General features: G+C 46.3%; 12 protein-coding genes. 9 read left to right on the top strand and 3 right to left on the bottom strand.

What is annotated here, in order from left to right:
* Positions 1–13: 13 nt before the first annotated feature.
* The 9 genes from MF542_RS05400 to MF542_RS05360 all read left to right on the top strand — a co-directional run bounded on the left by MF542_RS05400 (position 14) and on the right by MF542_RS05360 (position 12,031).
* On the top strand, positions 14–1,567 hold the full coding sequence (locus MF542_RS05400; RefSeq protein ID WP_247016739.1) for an ABC transporter ATP-binding protein: 1,554 nt from the start codon (positions 14–16) through the stop codon (positions 1,565–1,567).
* A complete protein-coding gene (locus MF542_RS05395; RefSeq protein ID WP_247016737.1) occupies positions 1,567–2,682 on the top strand; it encodes an ABC transporter permease in 1,116 nt (371 codons plus the stop codon). The genes MF542_RS05400 and MF542_RS05395 overlap by 1 nt, the downstream gene beginning before the upstream one ends.
* Positions 2,682–3,653, top strand: coding sequence for an ABC transporter permease (locus tag MF542_RS05390; RefSeq protein ID WP_247016735.1), 972 nt, complete (start codon positions 2,682–2,684; stop codon positions 3,651–3,653). The genes MF542_RS05395 and MF542_RS05390 overlap by 1 nt, the downstream gene beginning before the upstream one ends.
* 1 nt (position 3,654) lies before the next feature.
* Positions 3,655–4,077: a cytidine deaminase gene (locus tag MF542_RS05385; protein WP_247016733.1), complete on the top strand. Its 423-nt coding sequence runs from the start codon at positions 3,655–3,657 to the stop codon at positions 4,075–4,077.
* A gap of 15 nt (positions 4,078–4,092) precedes the next feature.
* A complete protein-coding gene (deoA, locus tag MF542_RS05380) occupies positions 4,093–5,424 on the top strand; it encodes a thymidine phosphorylase (protein ID WP_343264856.1) in 1,332 nt (443 codons plus the stop codon).
* A gap of 4 nt (positions 5,425–5,428) precedes the next feature.
* A complete protein-coding gene (locus tag MF542_RS05375) occupies positions 5,429–6,646 on the top strand; it encodes a phosphopentomutase (RefSeq protein ID WP_247016729.1) in 1,218 nt (405 codons plus the stop codon).
* 37 nt (positions 6,647–6,683) lie between these two features.
* Entirely contained in the window at positions 6,684–7,466 is a 783-nt protein-coding gene (locus MF542_RS05370) for a S1/P1 nuclease (RefSeq protein WP_247016727.1), read from the top strand.
* A gap of 462 nt (positions 7,467–7,928) precedes the next feature.
* Positions 7,929–11,276 (top strand): TonB-dependent receptor, encoded by a 3,348-nt coding sequence (locus tag MF542_RS05365; protein ID WP_247016725.1) that lies wholly within the window; start codon positions 7,929–7,931, stop codon positions 11,274–11,276.
* Positions 11,277–11,389: 113 nt separating this feature from the next.
* Complete coding sequence (locus tag MF542_RS05360) at positions 11,390–12,031, top strand: TetR family transcriptional regulator C-terminal domain-containing protein (RefSeq protein WP_247016723.1); 642 nt, start codon at positions 11,390–11,392, stop codon at positions 12,029–12,031.
* Here MF542_RS05360 and MF542_RS05355 read toward each other — a convergent pair.
* The 3 genes from MF542_RS05355 to MF542_RS05345 all read right to left on the bottom strand — a co-directional run bounded on the left by MF542_RS05355 (position 12,028) and on the right by MF542_RS05345 (position 18,635).
* Complete coding sequence (locus MF542_RS05355) at positions 12,028–13,197, bottom strand: sulfatase-like hydrolase/transferase (RefSeq protein ID WP_281501570.1); 1,170 nt, start codon at positions 13,195–13,197, stop codon at positions 12,028–12,030. The two genes, MF542_RS05360 and MF542_RS05355, sit on opposite strands and share 4 nt — an antisense overlap.
* A gap of 601 nt (positions 13,198–13,798) precedes the next feature.
* Positions 13,799–15,151: a spinster family MFS transporter gene (locus tag MF542_RS05350; RefSeq protein WP_247016719.1), complete on the bottom strand. Its 1,353-nt coding sequence runs from the start codon at positions 15,149–15,151 to the stop codon at positions 13,799–13,801.
* A gap of 160 nt (positions 15,152–15,311) precedes the next feature.
* A complete protein-coding gene (locus tag MF542_RS05345) occupies positions 15,312–18,635 on the bottom strand; it encodes a S41 family peptidase (RefSeq protein WP_247016717.1) in 3,324 nt (1,107 codons plus the stop codon).
* Positions 18,636–18,645 lie beyond the last annotated feature (10 nt).

The raw sequence follows: 18,645 nt of genomic DNA, 5'->3' as shown, positions 1-18,645 counted from the left end.
TACTGAAAACAGTATGTCTGAAGTTTTAGCAATTGAAACGCGCGAGCTTTCCAAGCGTTTTGGAGCAGTTCGCGCGAATGATGGTATTAGCTTGCAGGTTGGTAAAGGCACTGTCCACGGTATTGTGGGGGAAAACGGCGCTGGTAAATCGACACTGCTTAAAATGCTGTTTGGATTTTACACACCAGACTCTGGTGATGTTTTGGTGCAAGGGGAGCACGTAAGTTTCGTAAACCCGGCTGATGCCATGGCACGGGGCGTAGGTATGGTACATCAGCATTTTATGTTGGTTGAACCATTTACGGTGCTAGAGAATATTATTCTGGGTGCTGAGACTTCCAGCAAGCTTGATGAAGCGAAGGAAGATGCCCGTAAAGCTCTTATAGAACTGGAAGAAAAATTCGGCTTTGACCTGCCGCTGGATGAACCTGTTGAGAATTTGGCTGTGGGTGTGCGCCAGCGCGCTGAGATTTTGAAGGCTCTTTATAAAGGCGCGGAAATCCTCATTCTAGATGAGCCAACAGCAGTACTTACTCCTCAAGAATGTGAGCAATTGTTTGAGCTTGTGAAACTTCTCAGAGAGCAGGGTAAAACCGTTCTTTTCGTAACTCATAAGCTACACGAAATTATGGCAACAACTGATGATGTAACCGTTATTCGGGCCGGTAAGGTTGTCGCGCGTCGTAAAACATCAGAAACATCCTGTGAAGAACTGGCGGAATTGATGGTTGGCGCGAAAGTGGTGCGGGAAGTGGCTCGAGAAAGCCACGGCGCAACTGCTGCTCGCCTTTCGCTCCATCAGGTTAATGCTTGTAATGACCAAGGGCATGCCGCGCTAAAGAATGTTTCTCTTGATGTACATGATGGTGAAGTACTGGGAATTGCTGGTGTAGCAGGAAACGGCCAGACTGAGCTTCTTGAAGTGGTAACCGGGCTTCGCGGTATCGCCTCAGGTAGCATTAGTTTTTCCGGTGATGTTGTAGCGACGGACAGTATCACTACTGATCCAATCACACTGCGCCGCATGGGTATGGCACATGTAGCTGAAGACCGCCTGAAAACAGGTGTAGTTGAAAGCATGTCAGCCAAGGAAAACATTATCCTTGGTTATCAGCGTGAACCTGATTTTGTTTCTCGTGGTGTTTTAAAGCTAAAGCATATTGCACAAAAAGCAGCTGACTATTTTGAAAGTCAGGATGTGCGCCCGCGTAATCCTAACTTGGAAATTGGTTCCTTCTCTGGTGGTAACCAGCAGAAAGTCGTGATCGCGCGTGAAATTGCACGTGATCCGCAGTTGATGGTTATTGGCCAGCCTACACGTGGTGTTGATATCGGTGCCGTAACGAAGATTCATGATCAGATCACCGAGCTTAGAAATGCTGGAAAAGCGATGCTTGTAGTGTCTGCTGATCTCGATGAACTTCTAGCGATTTCTGACCGTATTGCAGTGATGTGCGAAGGTGAAATTACGGGTGTGCTTCCGGTGGAAGACGCTGACGAGAAAACTCTCGGCCTCCTGATGGCGGGTGGTTCTCTGGATAATGTGACTGCAAAGGAAGAAGAATAATGGCTGCAGGCGCAAAGAAATTACCATTTTGGGCAGATGCTATTTTGCTTCCGGCACTGAATCTGCTGGCGGCGTTTTTGGTTTCTGGAATTGTTATTTGGGCGCTGGGTGAAGATCCCTTCCTTGCGCTATCGCTGTTGATTGATGGTGCTTTTGGCTTTGAAGAAGCCATTAGTTATACCTTCTATTATGCAACCAACTTTATCTTCACGGGTCTTGCCGTATCGATTGCGTTCCACGCTGGCCATTTTAATATTGGCGGTGAAGGGCAGGCAATGCTTGGCGGGCTTGGGCTTACGCTTGCGGTGTTCCTGTTCTCTGGTTTGTCACCGTTCCTTGCTGTGATTATGGCAATTATAGGTGCAGCACTGTTTGGTGCCGCATGGGCTTATGTCCCTGCTTATCTTCAAGCGAAGCGTGGTAGCCACATTGTGATTACGACGATCATGTTCAATTTTATCGCATCTTCGCTGCTAGCATATCTGCTTGTTGGGCCGCTTCAGCGCCCAGGTGGCCAGATGCCAGAAAGTGCGGATTTTCCTGAAGGTGCGAGCTTAATGCCGCTTCACGAAATCTTCGGCATGTTTGGTAAGACATTTGAAGATGGACCAATGAACGTATCGCTTATCATCGCACTTCTATGTGCTGTTGGAGTTTGGTTCCTTCTGTGGCGTACGCGCTTTGGCTATGAACTTCGAGTGGTTGGCCAAAACCCAAACGCGGCAGCGTTTGCGGGTGTTTCAGTGTCGAAGATGACAATCATTGCCATGATGATTTCAGGCGCGCTTGCTGGCATGATGGGGCTTAATGAACTTCTAGGTCAGCAGCACCGTCTTCTTGGTGGCTTCACGCTTGGGTACGGCTTTGTTGGTATTGCCGTCGCCTTTATGGGGCGGAACCATCCTGTAGGTATTATCCTTGCGGCGCTTCTATTTGGTGCTCTTTATCAAGGTGGTGCAGAACTGGCGTTTGAGATGCCAACGATTACACGTGACCTTATCATCATGATCCAGGGCTTGGTAATTTTGTTCGCTGGCGCGCTCGAGCATCTGTTCCGTGATCCGGTGACCAAGATTTTCACTAAAATTCAAACTACAAAAGAGGGAGCAGCCTAATGGAATTTTTCGCTGATTTAGTGCTGCTCACGGATTCTACGTTCCGTATTGCAACCCCTCTTGTTTTGACAGCTCTTGCTGGCCTTGTTTGTGAACGCGGTGGTGTGGTTGATATTGGTCTTGAAGGCAAGATGCTTGCATCTGCATTCGCGGCGGCAGCTTCCGCGGCAGTAACTGGGTCACCTTGGGCTGGTATGGCTGCGGGCATTGGTGCTTCCATTCTTCTCGCACTGCTCCACGGTTATGTTTCCATCAGCCAGCGCGGTAATCAGATTGTATCTGGTATGGCGATAAATATTGCTGTGGCTGGTCTTGCGCCAACTCTTGCAAATTTCTGGTTTCAAAAAGGTGGGCAGACGCCACTTTTAGGAGATGAAGCGCGTTTCAGTACTATTACTTTCCCATTTGCTGAAAGTTTGGCTGATGTGCCTGTAATTGGTGCGCTCTATAGCGAGATTCTCTCTGGTCACAATATCATTACATATATGACGATAGTGATCGTGCCGCTCGTGGCGTGGATGCTTTATAAAACGCGCTTTGGCCTTCGTCTTCGTGCGGTGGGTGAAAACCCAGAGGCAGTTGATACGGCTGGTATATCAGTAACTCTTCTTCGCTATCAGGCGATGGTGATTGCTGGTGTATTATGTGGCCTTGCTGGTACGGTGCTTTCAACGGGACTTGGTGCTGGTTTTATTCGTGATATGTCAGCGGGTAAGGGCTATTTAGCACTCGCGGCAATGATCTTCGGAAAATGGAAACCTGTTCCAACACTTCTTGCCTGCTTACTCTTTGGTTTTGTTGATGCCCTTCAGGGCCGCCTACAGGGTGTTGCTTTACCGCTCATTGGTGAGATCCCTGTTCAATTTACAATTATGCTACCTTATGTGCTGACTGTTATTATCCTTGCGGGTTTTGTAGGGAAAATTCAGGCGCCAAGAGCAAGCGGTATTCCTTATGAGAAGGATCACTAGGATGTCTGACGTAAAAGCAGACCTTATTGAAGCAGCCGTTGGTGCGCTTCAAAAAGCTTATGCTCCATATTCAAACCATCCGGTAGGAGCTGCGCTTCTAACTGGTGATGGTAAAATTTATGCGGGCTGTAATGTTGAAAATGCAGCATACCCATTAGGACAATGTGCTGAAGCAACAGCAATTGGCAACATGGTACTTGGGGGTGGTAGCAATACCATCAAACATGTTGTGGTGGTTGGCCCGGGCGTGCACGAGTGCACGCCGTGTGGTGGGTGCCGCCAGAAAATTCGTGAGTTTGCAGGCCAAACGGGGGCGCCTGTAACCATATGCGATAATCGGGGGAACATCTTGTTGGAAACACACAGTGCGGATTTGTTGCCGCATTCGTTTGGTCCAGAAAATATTGATAAAGTAAAAGGCTAACAGATGACTGAAAGCGTGTTCCTGCCCCAGGAAGCAATCCGCGTTAAGCGTGATGGTGGTGAAATTTCTGAAAATGATATCAAAGCATTTGTAGCTGGTATTACAAGTGGTGCTGTAACAGAGGGCCAGATCGCAGCACTTGGCATGGCTGTTTTCTTTAACGGTATGACACCAAAAGAAGGTGCAGCTCTTACTCTTGCTATGCGTGATAGCGGTGATGTGATTGATTGGCAGAAGTTCGGTTTTGATGCGGATGCTCCAATCACTGATAAGCACTCTACGGGCGGTGTTGGCGATAAGGTAAGTTTGATGCTTGCGCCAATAGTGGCTGCGTGTGGTGGTTTGGTGCCGATGATTTCCGGCCGTGGTCTTGGCCACACCGGCGGTACGCTTGATAAGTTTGAAGCTATCCCGGGTTATGATCCGTACCCAAGTATTGACCGTTTTGCTGAGATTGTGAAAACAGTTGGTTGTTCCATCATTGGTCAAACGGGTGATTTAGCGCCTGCTGATAAACGTTTTTACGGTATCCGGGATGTAACATCGACTGTTGAATCTGTACCGCTCATCACCGCGTCTATTTTATCGAAGAAATTATCAGCTGGCCTTGGTTCGCTCGTGATGGATGTGAAGTTTGGTTCTGGCGCTTTCATGGATAGCTTTGATAAAGCGAAAGTTCTGGCTGAGAACATCGTGCGCGTAGCGGGAGCGGCTGATACACCAACAACAGCGCTGCTTACAGATATGAACCAGGTTCTTGGCCGCACAGCTGGTAATGCAGTTGAGGTGTTGGAAACAATCGAGTTTTTGACAGATCCTGCGAATGCAGACCAGCGCCTTCTTGATGTGACACTTGATTTGGCAGCTCATATGCTTGCGATTTCAGGTGCGCAACCAGATGTAGCGACAGCACGTACGAAATCTGAAGAAGCGCTGAATAACGGCAAAGCAGCTGAGATATTTGGTAAAATGGCAGCTGCACATGGCGGCCCGGCTGATATCGTGGAAAACCACGGAAAATATCTTTCATATGCACCAGTTGTAAAACCTGTGCCGACAACAGCATCTGGTTTTGTATCTAAAATGGATGCTCGTGAAGTTGGTATGGCTGTTGTTGCCCTTGGTGGGGGACGTACAGACCCTGCCGCAAAGGTAGATCATTCAGTCGGCCTCACTGAAATTTGTCAACTTGGCGACCGTATTGAGAAAGACCAACCGCTTGCGATGGTGTATGCTCAAACAGAAGCAGCGGCAGATGCTGCAATTGCACAGGTTCAGGCTTCTATTGAAATTGCAGATAATGCGCCTGCAATCACACCTGTGACAGCTGAAATCATTCAGGGGTAGAGACATGGCACGTGCGTTTATTCTTGTTCTAGATAGTTTTGGTATTGGCGCTGCACCAGATGCTGATAAATTTGGGGATGTAGGCTCAGACACTCTGGGCCATATCGCTGATTGGTGTGCGGCTGGTAATACATCTGATGACCGCCCGGCTGCGGGTAAACTGAATCTTCCAAATATGGCGCAGCTTGGCCTTGGCAAAGCTGCGGAATTGGCTACAGGTAAAGAACCAGCCGGGCTAGAATTTAGCGGTGATATCACTGGCATGTATGCCGCGTGTGAAGAACTTTCATTTGGTAAAGATACGCCGTCGGGCCACTGGGAAATGGCTGGTGTACCGGTGATGTTTGATTGGGGGTATTTTCCACAAGAATTCCCAAGCTTCCCGGAAGAGCTAATTAATGAGCTTTGTGAGCGCTGTAATCTTCCAGGTGTGCTGGGTAATAAAGCGGCATCTGGCACTGTAGTGCTTGATGAACTTGGGAAAGAGCACATGCAGAGCGGTAAGCCGATTGTTTACACATCAGCTGACAGCGTGTTCCAGGTGGCTGCTCATGAAGAGACTTTCGGTCTCGAGCGTCTTTACGAGGTGTGTGAAGTGGCCCGTGAGCTTGTGGATAAATATGAAATTGGCCGGGTAATTGCGCGTCCATTTCTTGGTGATGAGGGTAGCTTTGAGCGTACAGGGAACCGACGCGATTATGCAACGCCACCACACAAGCCTACACTTCTTGAAAAACTGGAAGCAGAAGGCCGCGAAGTGATTAGTGTTGGCAAAATCGCTGATATCTTTGCTCATAAAGGATTGACTAAAAAGGTGAAAGCAAACGGCCTTGAAGGCTTGTTTGACCTTTCCATGAAGATGCAAGATGAAGCCGAAGACGGTTCGCTCACATTTGTGAACTTTGTGGACTTTGACCAGACATACGGGCACCGCCGTAATGTGGGTGGTTATGCGGCCGCGCTTGAGTATTTCGACCAACGCTTGCCAGAGTTCACTGGCCGCATGCAAGAGGATGATATTGTTATCCTGACAGCGGACCACGGCTGTGACCCAACATGGCCGGGGACAGATCATACACGTGAGCATGTGCCGTTTGTCGCTTATGGGCCGAAGTTAAAAGCTGGTAGTGCAGGAGTGCGCCGTTCATTTGCCGATATCGGGCAAACGATTGCAACACACCTTGGCATAGCGGCACTTGAGGATGGTGAAAGCGCGATTTAGTTCGCGCTTTTTTACTAAGGTAATCAGAGAGGGGATTATGCGTCTATTTACCGGAATTTTCGCAGCGCTAATGTTGATAACATCTGCGGCGACTGCCTATGGCCCAACAGGGCACAGAGTGATTGCTGAACTTGCATTTCGCCATTTGTCACCTGAAGCAAGAGCTGCAGTTGAAGCTATTCTTGGTGATGAATTGATGGCAGAGGCGTCAACATGGCCAGATGAAATGCGTTCAAGCCCGGAGGAGTTTTTCCGCCGTACCGCAAATGTATATCACTATATCAATTTGCCTGATGGCGTGACTTACGAAGAAAGCGAAAAGAATCCAGGCGGTGATGCCCTTACAGCTCTTGAAAATTTTACCAAGGTAGTGAAAGACGAGAATGCTTCGAAGGAAGATAAAGCGCTCGCTCTTAGGTTCATTATCCACATCGTTGGTGATCTACATCAGCCGCTGCATGCTGGACGTTCAGAAGACCGTGGCGGAAACCGTATTGATGTAGCTTGGTTTGGTGAGATGTCTAATCTTCACAAAGTATGGGATGAGGATTTGATCGATCACAAAGATTTATCGTTCACTGAATGGACGAATTTCCTGGATCCTAAAATTAAAGCTAACCACATCGCAGAATGGCAACAGTCTCAACCGATTGACTGGGTGCGTGAGCTGATCTCTTATCGTAGCGATATTTATAAAAGTGCCGAAAATGGTATTCTTTCTTGGGACTATGTTTACAAATATACACCGCTTGTAAAAAGCCAACTTTCCAAGGGGGGGATTCGTTTGGCTGGTTATTTGAACGAAATGTTCAAAAAATAGTCGTTAAGACAGCTTTTAGAGGAGGGATTCGTTCGAAAGAGCGAATCCCTTTTTTCTTATTTCCTAACTGTGTGTTTTTTGTAACACGGCAGTTTTCAGCCCTTTGTGAAGAGGGCGTGTTGCTCTTTTTGAGAGCTGTAAGGCTTGTAAATCAACGGCTTTAGGCTGTTTTCAGGACTTGTGTTGTAAAAGAGGCACTATCGGAAAAATAAGTTATCCACTGATATTTTATCTTCTAATCATGATTGTTGACACTTTCGTCAAAAAACTGAAAGAAACGGCGCATAAAAGAGCCTCACGCATGAGGTAGGTGTTTCTTTTACCAATTTGACTAAATGGTCAATTTTTGGTTTTCTTACGCCTAGTTTTGTGTGGGAAACTTTTTGTACGAATGGACGGAAGTCCAAGAGGACACCCTTGGGTATTGTAAAATGGGTGTTCGTACTTAATGGAGCTTAGGGAATGAATCGCCTATTTAAGACTGCTCTTTGTAGCAGCGTTGCACTTGCCGCATTGGCCGCAAGTGTTCCTGCGGTATCGCAGGAAATTACTGCGGGTATCCGCGGTACTGTTTACTCACCAGCTGGTGACACACTATCTGGTATTACTGTTACCATTACTGACACACGTACGGGCAATGTAAGCACGACTACTACCAATGCAAGCGGTGCGTTCAACGTTCGCTCACTGCAAATTGGTGGACCTTACACCATTCGTGTTTCAGGTGGTCAGTATCAAGATGCGGTTATCACAGATGTGATCACGAAGCTTGGTACTTCATCTAACTTCCCCATCCAGCTTCAAGAAGACCAAGCTGGTGTTGAAGAAATCGTAATTACAGCTTCAGCAATTGTAAGCTCTGCAGTAGCAGTTGGCCCAAGCTCTTCTTTCACACTGACTGATATTGAAACAGCACCTTCAATCAGCCGTCAGGTTCGTGACATCATCCGTGTTGACCCACGTGTAAACATTGGTCGTTCAAACAACGGTGGTGGTTTTGGTATTTCTTGTAACGGTGGTTCTCCACGTGTGAACTCCTTTACAATTGACGGTGTACGCGCAGCTGATGCATTTGGCCTGAACTCTTCAGGTAACCTTGCTCGTAGCACGTTCCCAATTCCATTCGATACAATTGCAGCTGCTTCTGTAGAATTCTCTCCGGTAGACGTTGAATATGGTCAGTTCACTGGCTGTAACATTAACGTTGTTACAAAATCTGGTTCTAACGAATTCCACGGCTCTGCATTCTTCCTATATAACGGTGATTCAATCACTGGTTCAAACATCGACGGCGAAAACGCCGACGGTAATGCTCAGTTTGACCGTTACAACTGGGGTGCTGAACTAGGTGGCCCAATCATCGAAGATAAGCTTTTCTTCTACGGCTCTTATGAAGAAACAGACGAAGGCGATATCCCTAACTACGGTGGTGTTAGCGGTCAGTTCATCGACGGCGACACAATCAACGATCTGAACACAGCAAGCATTGACCGTGTTCGTGGTATCCTTGAAGGTCAGTACGGCCGCACACTAGGTGACGTTGTTTCAACACTACCAAATACAAGCCGTCGTTTCTTCGGTCGTATTGACTGGAACATCAATGATGATCACCGTCTAGAAGCTACATACGGTCGTCTGGAAGAAAACCGTCTTTCTGGTGATGACTTCGGTTCAGGCCGTGGTGAGTTCACTTTCCAGGATAACTTCCATAACCGTGGTTCCAAGTCTGATACATACGCTCTACGCGTATTCTCTGACTGGTCCGATAACCTATCTACTGAATTCCGTATGTCTCGTAACGAGATCAACGATATTCAGGATCCAGTATTCGGTGGTGAAGCACAAGCTGAAAATACTCCACGTATTGCAATTGGTGGCTTCGGTAACGAATTCTTCGGTCAAGACTTTGCTTCTGGCCCTGGCGTATTCCGTTCAGCTAACCAGCTTGACGTACGTATTGATCAGATCAAATTTAAAGCTGACTATGTAGCTGGTGATCACCTGATTACCGCTGGGTACGAGCTTGATAATCTAGACATTTTTAACCTCTTCATTATCAATGCGACTGGTACAGTATTCTTTGAAGATATCGATGCGCTAGAAGCTGGTCAGGCTCGCCTGATCCGTTCGGCTTCTTCATTCACTGGTAACCCAACAGATGCGGCCGCTGAATTTACACGTAATATTCACACTTTCTATCTTCAAGATAAGTGGCAGGTAAACAGCAACTTTGAACTTGTAGCGGGTCTACGTTACGACTTCTACAAATCAGATGACGCGCCTAACCTGAACCCTGAATTCCAAGACCGTTTCGGTTTTGCAAATACCCAGGCGTTTGGTGGTCTTGATGTACTACAGCCACGTATTGGCTTCACATGGACACCTGAGGGCTTTGGCAACACAACAATTACTGGTGGCTTTGCTAAATTCTCTGGTGGTGATCCAACCGTATGGTTTGCTAACTCATTCCAGAACTTTGGTGGTGCAATCGGTATTGGTGAAGCAGAGCTTGATGATCTAGGAAGCTGTACAGCTGCTGATCTGAACGTTCTTTCTGGTGGTTCTTTCTCAGGTATTCCACAGTGTGTGCTTAATGATGCGCAGGCTCAAGCACAGCAGAACCTAGGTGCTGTTGCAGCAGTGGACCCAGACTTCAAACTACCTACTCAGAACCGTTTTAGTGTTGGTGTTACTCACGTTACAGAAAACACTGGTTCAGATTTCTTTGATGACTGGACAATCCAACTTGATGCGATCTACAGCGATATCGTAAACGGTGTTGACTTCGTTGACCTATCTCTTGTGGAAACAGGTACAGCTCCAGACGGTCGTCCGATCTTCTCTCAGCTTGATCTAAGCGGCGCTGGTCTACCTGATGGCTGTAACGCGACATTCGCTGGTATCCGCGAAGGTTTCACAAACACTAGCGATGCATGTTTCGTTGGTCGTCCTTCAAGTGACTTCCAGAACATTCTTCTGACAAATGCAGTGAACGGTGGCGGTCATAGCTTCTCTATCTCTGCTCAGTTCGGTAAGACATTCGACCTTACAGACCGTTCTACTCTAGATTTCCGCTTTGGTTACGCATACAACGACTCTGTTGTTGGTAACGCTGGTGGTTCATCTACTGCAGGTTCAAACTTTGAGGAAGTTGCTACTTCTAACTTCAACAACGTTGGCCTGGGTACATCTGTGAACAACAACAAGCATAACTTCGTGATCCGCGCGACATACGCAAACGAGTTCTTCGAAGATCTGCAGACTAAAGTTGGCGCATTCTTCCGCGTACGTTCTGGTCGTCCACTATCTTACGTGTTCGATGCAAATACTTCTCGCGGTACATTCGGTGACTCTGATGCTGAAGCACGTAGCCTGCTTTACATCCCAACTGGCGCTGATGATCCACTAGTAACATTCGCTGATACAGCTACACAAACTGCATTCTTGAACTTCATCGAAGCTGAAGGTCTTACAGAGTTTGGTGGTTCAATCATCGATCGTAGTGCGTTCTCACAGCCGTGGGCTGCAGACCTTGATCTACGTATCTCTCAGGAACTTCCAGGTTTCTTCGGTTCAGACAAGTTTGAACTGTTTGCTAACTTCGAAAACTTCCTGAACTTCATTGGTAGCGGTACTGGCGTTCAGCGCTTCGTACGCACAGGTGACGTTGGTGAGGCAACACCACTTGTTGCTGCTGAAATCAATGATCAGGGCCAGTATGTATACAGTGACTTCACAGCTCCAGGCGAGTTTGCTGATGTGAACGATACACTATGGCGCATCCAGCTAGGCATTAAATACAAGTTCTAAGTTGAACTTGTAGCCAGTAAAAAAAACGTGCGCCCGAGATTACGGTCTCGGGCGCGCTTGTTTTGGGGAAACATCAGTTACCGAATGCCGAAGGGATACGGCGAGAGGACGATATGAGTGTTAAAAAAGGCCAAGGGACAGGCCATAAAGCGAATATTCGCAGAGAAAACGAAGCAAAAATTTTAGCCGCTGCAGAAACGGTGTTTGCTGAAAAGGGATTTAAGGGTGCAAGTGTTGGCTTGATTGCGGAGCGGGCCGGGGTACCAAAACCAAACATCTACTACTATTTTGGCGCAAAAGAAGATCTTTACCGGCGGGTTATTGAAGAAGTGTGCTCTATATGGCTTCATGCTGCTGATTTATTTGATGAAGAAGTAGAACCTTTGGTAGCTTTTGAAAAATATATTTCATCTAAAATGGATCTGGCCAGAAAACGACCTCATGGGTCTCGGTTGTTTGCTATTGAAATGGCAAGTGGAGCGCCTTTCTTGCAGGATTATTTGACCAATACGGTGAAACCTTGGTTGGATAGCCGGGAAAGCATTATCCAAAACTGGATAGCAGAAGGTAAAATGGCGTCCATTAATGCAAGATATTTATTCTTTATGATTTGGGGAAGTACCCAGCATTATGCAGATTTCGAAGCGCAAATTAATGCAATGAATGATGGAGAGCCTCTTGCAGATGATATGTTCGAAGACGCTAAAAAAACAGTTATCTCTATTGTGGCCAACAGCTTAAAAGTTGTTAGCTAGCTTTTTGAGTTTTTAATTATTCCAAGCAACAGATTGGCATCTTCAATCTGTTGCTTTTTTGTTGTTTCAGTGTTTCTTTCCTGCATCGGGCTAAGGTACCCGTGGTCATACAGGAAATCATTGCGGCTATTTTTACGTAATACCGCGAAAGCGCTTGGGAAATCATAATCACAGTTGGTGAGTATGATTGGGCTGTTGTTCACTGTGGCGCCTCTACCTTCCATGAAAGCTAAAATAATAGAGGGAAGGTCAATGTGACTCCTGATATTTTGAAAGTAGATTTGAGGTAAGCCAAAGAGCCAAAATGGTACATAAACCTGTTCGTCCGACAGACGTCCGGAATGCCCCATAATACCACCTTCCTGTAACTCTTCCCCATGGTCAGAAGTAACAATAACTATAGTGTCATCTGCGAGCCCGCTGGTGTTTATATATGAGAGTATCTCAGCTATCTGAGTATCAAATGTCCGGATGCTGGCGAGGTAACGTTCCTTGAGCGTTAAATCTGTAGTGTCTGTTTCACTAAGATAAGGAAAATGATTGCCGTAGTAATAGGCGAGATGAAAGAAGGGTGTATTGTCTTTCGCATATTCCTTCAGCGTTTTTATCGTGTTCTTGGTAACCTGAGTGTCGTTACGTAGATGATCAGTATCTTCACCCCAAGTTACCCTGCTGGTATTCTTCGCGAATATAATGGAAGAAACATCATACCAATCAAGCGAAGTGGCTTCACTAGATGAGGTTTTATAACCGTTGTTTGCGAAAGTTTTGATGAGGCTGTTTGATCCACCACTCCGTCTGGCGTTGCCAAAGCTGGTAGCAAGTTTCCCAGATAGCATACTGTAGAAACTGAAATGGGTGCAGTTTGCAGTTGCTAGATGGTCATAGGAAGTGAAGCCATTTTCAAAGAAGTGGTTAAGGTTTGGTGTTAGGGTCGGGTCTTGCTTAATGTCTTTAGCACGAAGGCTATCAGTCACTATTAAGAGGATGTTCTTATGGCGTTTGAATGTGACTGATGTGTTAGTCGAATTATCTTGTCTCGCGAAATTCTGCGGCTTGTAACCGAACGGGGTTTCGGGTGTTTGTGCCCAAAACAAACTAAAGAATTTCTTAGTGTAATAAGAAGGGCTGACCGCGAAAAAAGGGAGTTCCCGTTTAACCTCCATAGCGTCGGATTGTCCATGGAAAAACAAAATGCCAAAAGTAAACTGAGCGGACGTCAGAGAAATTACAGCAGATATTGCTAGTAATCGGCCTTTCAGAATAAATGCTGGTGTAAGTAGTTTTCGACTGAGCCAAAGGCATATCAGGAAAACGACGGAAATTCCTAAAAAGAGTAAGTTTCCTGAAATGCCGGTTTGATTGCTGGCATCGGGTTGAAACAAGAGTGACAGAACAAACCTGTTTAGATGCAAACCTGTGAACTGATAGATTGATATCTCAGTGATGAGAAGCAATACAGAGACAGCAAAAATACTTGAGCCTATAACGGGATGAAGACGGCCTAATACAAGCCGCACGAGCAGGTAGCTTGATAATAAAAACACGGCGTGGAGAATAGGTATTATTCCCGCAAGTGACCATTCAAAGGCTTGCATTGAGGCAATGAAAATCAACAAGCTAATGATGATAAATTCAAAGTAGCTGTGTTGTCTTTTCTCACGCGGCATAATAATCCTAAACCAGAGGCTAACTGCTAATTTATTGTTCTATAAAAGCTTTGCCCCTAGTTGAAGAATACGTCAACCTGTATTTCCGAAGCTATCTTTAAGTTCCACCTTCTATGCGTTGTAGGTCATGTTTGAGATTTCTGCCGGCAATCCAGAATAATAATCCTTTGATGAGAGCGATGCAGGCACCGATGGTCATTGCCCAGTGAAGGCTTTCATAACCGTTAATCTTCGTAAGAAAATCAGACATCATACCGATGAACAGCGGCCCAAGGCCTAAGCCGATAAGATTTAGAATGAAGAAGAGTATAGCAGAACTTAGGGCGCGCATTCTTGGTGTAACCAACCGGTGGGTAACAGCAATAGCAGGTGGTAGGTAGAGAGTACCCAGAACGTTTACAATGAAGATTAGGATTAGAACGAGTTCTACACTGCTTGTGTGAAATGCATAGATGGCAAATGGGATAGCGCATACAGCCGTTAATCCTGGAAGCCACATATACCAGCGTGCATCATTTTGCCCGATTTTATCGGTGAGGTATCCACCAAGGAAAGTACCAATAATGCCAGCGCCACCACCCACGAGGCCAAGGGTAATACCTATCATGGAATAGGCTACCTCGTACTCTGAGCTACCACTGAAACCAAGGGAAGAACCCATAGCAGCTAGGTCGGATAGGTGGTAACGGAATAAAAAGCTTGGCATAAAGTTGCTTACACCGTAGCTGACAAAAGCAGATAGCGCGCTTCCTACTGCTAAATATGGAAAAGCTTTTAGTTTCAATACAAAACGGAGAGTATTGATAAAGGAAGGCGGGGCTTCTGCGCCTATTTTGTCATATTGTCCTCTAGGAGGTTCTTTAACTGTTATCCAAAGAATAAGTGCCAAGAGAATACCAGGCAGGCCAACAATCATGAAAGTTGTGCGCCAGCCGTACGTTACACCTAAAACACCTCCGAACGAGTAACCAATTACTACGCCGAGGTAGAGCCCCGCAGAATATATTGCGAGCGCTGTTGCGCGCTTCTTGGGGCTGAACATATCGCTGATCATGGAATGTGCTGGTGGGCTGCCACCTGCTTCACCAATACCAACGCCAAGGCGCGCTAGCAGAAGCTGCATATAATTCTGTGCAAGACCCGAAATAGCGGTCATCCCGCTCCAGATAGTTAAGGAAATCGCGATGATATTTCGGCGGTTTTTCTTGTCGGCCAGTCGAGCAATAGGGATGCCCATAAATGTGTAAAAAGCGGCAAATGCGATGCCTGAAAGAAGACCAAGTTGTGTATCGGACAGATCAAGATCTGCTTTAATAAGAGGTTGTAAGATGACGAGAATTTGTCGGTCAATAAAGTTGAAAGCATAGACAATCGTAAGAATGGCCAGTGTATAATATTTCATCCGGCTCGACAGCATCTTCGGCTGTGAGCTTGCAGTCGTGTCCGACATAAATCCTCCCATCATAGCTGCACAAATGCAGTTCTATGCCTCCCCAGGCTTTAAGTGACGATAGGGCCTTTCTTCATGCAGGCAAGAAATAAGCAGCCGTAGCGGCAATAAAAAAGGCGCCAGCATGAGCGGACGCCTTTGTTGTTACCTTGATTGATACCTATTTGGCATCCAGTTGCTTCAACATAACTTCTACAGCTTTTTCAATCTGCAGGTCTTTACCGTTTGCTGAAGAAACGGGGTCATTCTTCACTTTATGATCAGGCTCAAGCTGCTGGTTCTCAAGGTAATTACCGTTGAGGTCAAGCTGACCAACCTGAGGGATACCAAAGGTGATATCGCCAGAATGCAGTGTTTCCCACCATACCGCTGTCATGGTGCCTGGTACTGGCATACCAACAGTTTCACCAATATCCAGAGCTTTGTATGTATATGGGAATGCGTGAGCATCAGAATAGTTACCTTCGCCCATAACAACAATGGATGGCTTGAACCACTGATCAAGTGGGTCACCTTCCCAAACTTTGTTGCCGCGTGGTTTCATCTTCAGATACTGCTTGCCAGACAGGAATTTAGCCAGATCATTATGGAGCCAGCCGCCACCATTCCAGCGGGTATCAACGATGATTGCTTCTTTGTCGAAATTTTTGCCAAGTACATTGGAATATACTTCACGGAAGCTAGGATCATTCATGCCACGGACATGCACGTAGCCAAGACGGCCGCCGGATAATTCTTCAACAAGAGCAGCGCGCTTTTTAGTCCAGCGTTGATACATCAGTTCGTTTTCTTGCCAGCGTTGAATTGGTTTAACGACCTCATCAAAGCTTGAACCGTCAGCCTTGGTAAATGTTAGGCGTACGCGCTCACCAGATTTATGGTTGAGTAGTTCATGAAGGTTTTCACCATTACCTAGGGCTACACCATTAATCGCAGAAAGGCTCATGCCTGTTTCTACATCGCTCGATGCTTTTGCAAATGGACCTTTTTCAAGCACTTCAGTGATCTTCAATGCACCAGATGTATCTGTCATATCAAAGAGTAGACCGAGTGTAGCTGAATTATCTGCATTGTCGGTACGACCACGATAATAAGCACCTGTGTGAGAAGCGTTTAGCTCACCGAGCAATTCTTCCATCATGCGAGCGAAGTCTTTGTTGTTGCCAATGCTCGATAGCTTGGCAGCATACTCTTCCTTCATTGTATCCCAATCAACGCCGTGCATGTTCGGGTTATAGAATTTACCCTTAACCTGACGCCAGATATGCTCGAAGAAATATTCGCGCTCTTTATCGCCTTTCAGTTCCATGGTTGCGTTCAGGCTGATGCCTTTGCGTTTTGTGCCGCCACCATTCAGGCTGAACTTAGCGAGGCTACCATTTGCTAGAACGAAGAGAGATTTTTCATCTTTCGATAGCTCAATAGAAGCGTTCCCCGCACCAAGTTTGGTTATTAGCTTTGTTGAACGTTCACGGAAATCATGAAGCCAAAGATCAAAGCCTTTTTCAAAGCGAGAGAGATAATAAAGCTTGCTGCCGTCTTTTGTAAGAACAGCATCTGCCAGATCGCTTGAATGTACTGTCAGGCGTAGTGTGCGATCTTCGATGCCATCCCAATCGATTTCAATTGGTTTAACATCGTCTTTTTTATCTTTTTTCTTCTCGTCTTTTTTATCTGCAGCTTTGGCTTTATCGCCATCTTTCGCTTCAGATTTAGCTTTTTCTTTTTCCTCTTTCTTCTTTTTATCTTCTTTTTTCTTCTTATCCTTATCGAGCTCTTTCATTAGCTCATATTCTTCTTTGGACATGGTGAATTTGTCGTAAGCATCCTGGTTCAGGAAAGCTGCCATAATGTCAAATTCACGGCCCCAGCTACCATGGTCGCGCTGACCGTAGCGTGCTGAATACCAAAGAACAGCATTACCGCCTGAGTGCCAGCTAGGGCTGCCGTCTTGATAACCTGAAAGACTGATATCACGCGGTGCTGCAGAGCCATCGGCTGGAACCACGGCGATGTTGGTTACGAAGATGCGGTTGCGGGCTGCGAAATCAACTGTTAGCCATTTACTGTCTGGTGACCATGCGAATGTGATATCACCGTCAGCGTAGCTATAGTTATGCTCTGCGCTAAGCACAGTAACAGCTTCACCAGATTCTATATCCAGCACTTTCACAGCATCACGGTCTGAAATGAAAGCAACCTTTTTACCATCAGGTGAATACTGCGGTTGGAAGGCTTCATTATCGCTATCGAATAATACTTTTTCGTCAATAGTTGTGCTGGCGAAGAAGTATTTCTCATCTTCAGAAGCAATTGAAGCTTCAACAAGTTTCCACTTGCCGTCACGCTCAGCCGCATACACAAGCTTCTTGCCATCCGGGTGGAAATCAACCGAACGTTCTTGCGCCGGTGTGTTGGTAATGCGTTTGGTGGTGCGGAAGTCTGTCGATGTTACAAAGACTTCGCCGCGAGCAACAAACGCTACTTCTTTACTGTTCGGTGATGGAGAAAAGCCGTTGATACGATTTGAAACTGTGATTGTTTCTGTATCTCGGCCATGGCCATCAGTTGCGATATTAATTTTTACTCGCTTAGGGCTTTTGCCATCTTTTACTGTGTACACAGAACCATGGTGCACAAAGGCCATTGTACCATCTTTAGCGATGCTTAGGCTGCGAACGGGGTGCTGTTTGAAATTTGTAACAGCTTTTTTGTTAGAGCCATCTTCATTCATGCTCCAGATATTGAAAGTGCTGTCATTAGCTTCAGAGGTGAAATAAACCTTACCACCTTTACCCCAAACTGGGTTGTGATCACCGCCAACGAAATCAGTCAGCTGCGTATGCGCGCCAGATTTGGCGTCGTACACCCAAATATCACGTGCGAATGCAGATACATCATGTTTACGAAGATCGCTCTCAAGTGATTTTTCTTCACGGTACAAGAGTTTAGAACCGTCTTTGTTCCACTGCGCTTCAGAAGCAGGAGTTGTCAGTACCATCTCAGGTGTGCCACCATTTACTGAAACAGTATAAACTTCACTGAGTGAACCGCGCGGGAACAAGCTGCTGCTTGCAGCATCTGTACGTGTTGAGCGGAATGTGATGGATTCATCATCAGGTGCAAAATCCATTGGTACATCACCTGAACTATGGAACGTCAGGCGCTTTGCTGTACCGCCAGAAGCTGGCATTGTATAAATATCATAGCCGCCATTGCGGGTAGAAGCGAAAGCAATTGTTTTGCCGTCGTTTGACCAGATTGGATAGCCTTCCCAAGCTTCGTTCACCGTAAGAGGAACGGCAGTGCCGCCTTTTACCGATGTTTTGTAGATATCCCCCTGATACGTAAACAGAATGGTTTTTCCGTCTGGCGAAATTGACGCTTGCGGAAACCAATCGTTATTTGGTGCCGCTGTCGCGCTGAGGCTTGTACATCCAAGAAGCCCGGCAACTAGCAGTGCCTTTGAAATATGCGTTTTCATAGCATCCCCT

It is taken from the genome of Kordiimonas laminariae (assembly GCF_023008165.1).
In the GTDB taxonomy this organism is placed as follows: Bacteria; Pseudomonadota; Alphaproteobacteria; order Sphingomonadales; family Kordiimonadaceae; genus Kordiimonas; species Kordiimonas laminariae.
This window is presented reverse-complemented; position numbering and strand designations above follow the sequence as displayed.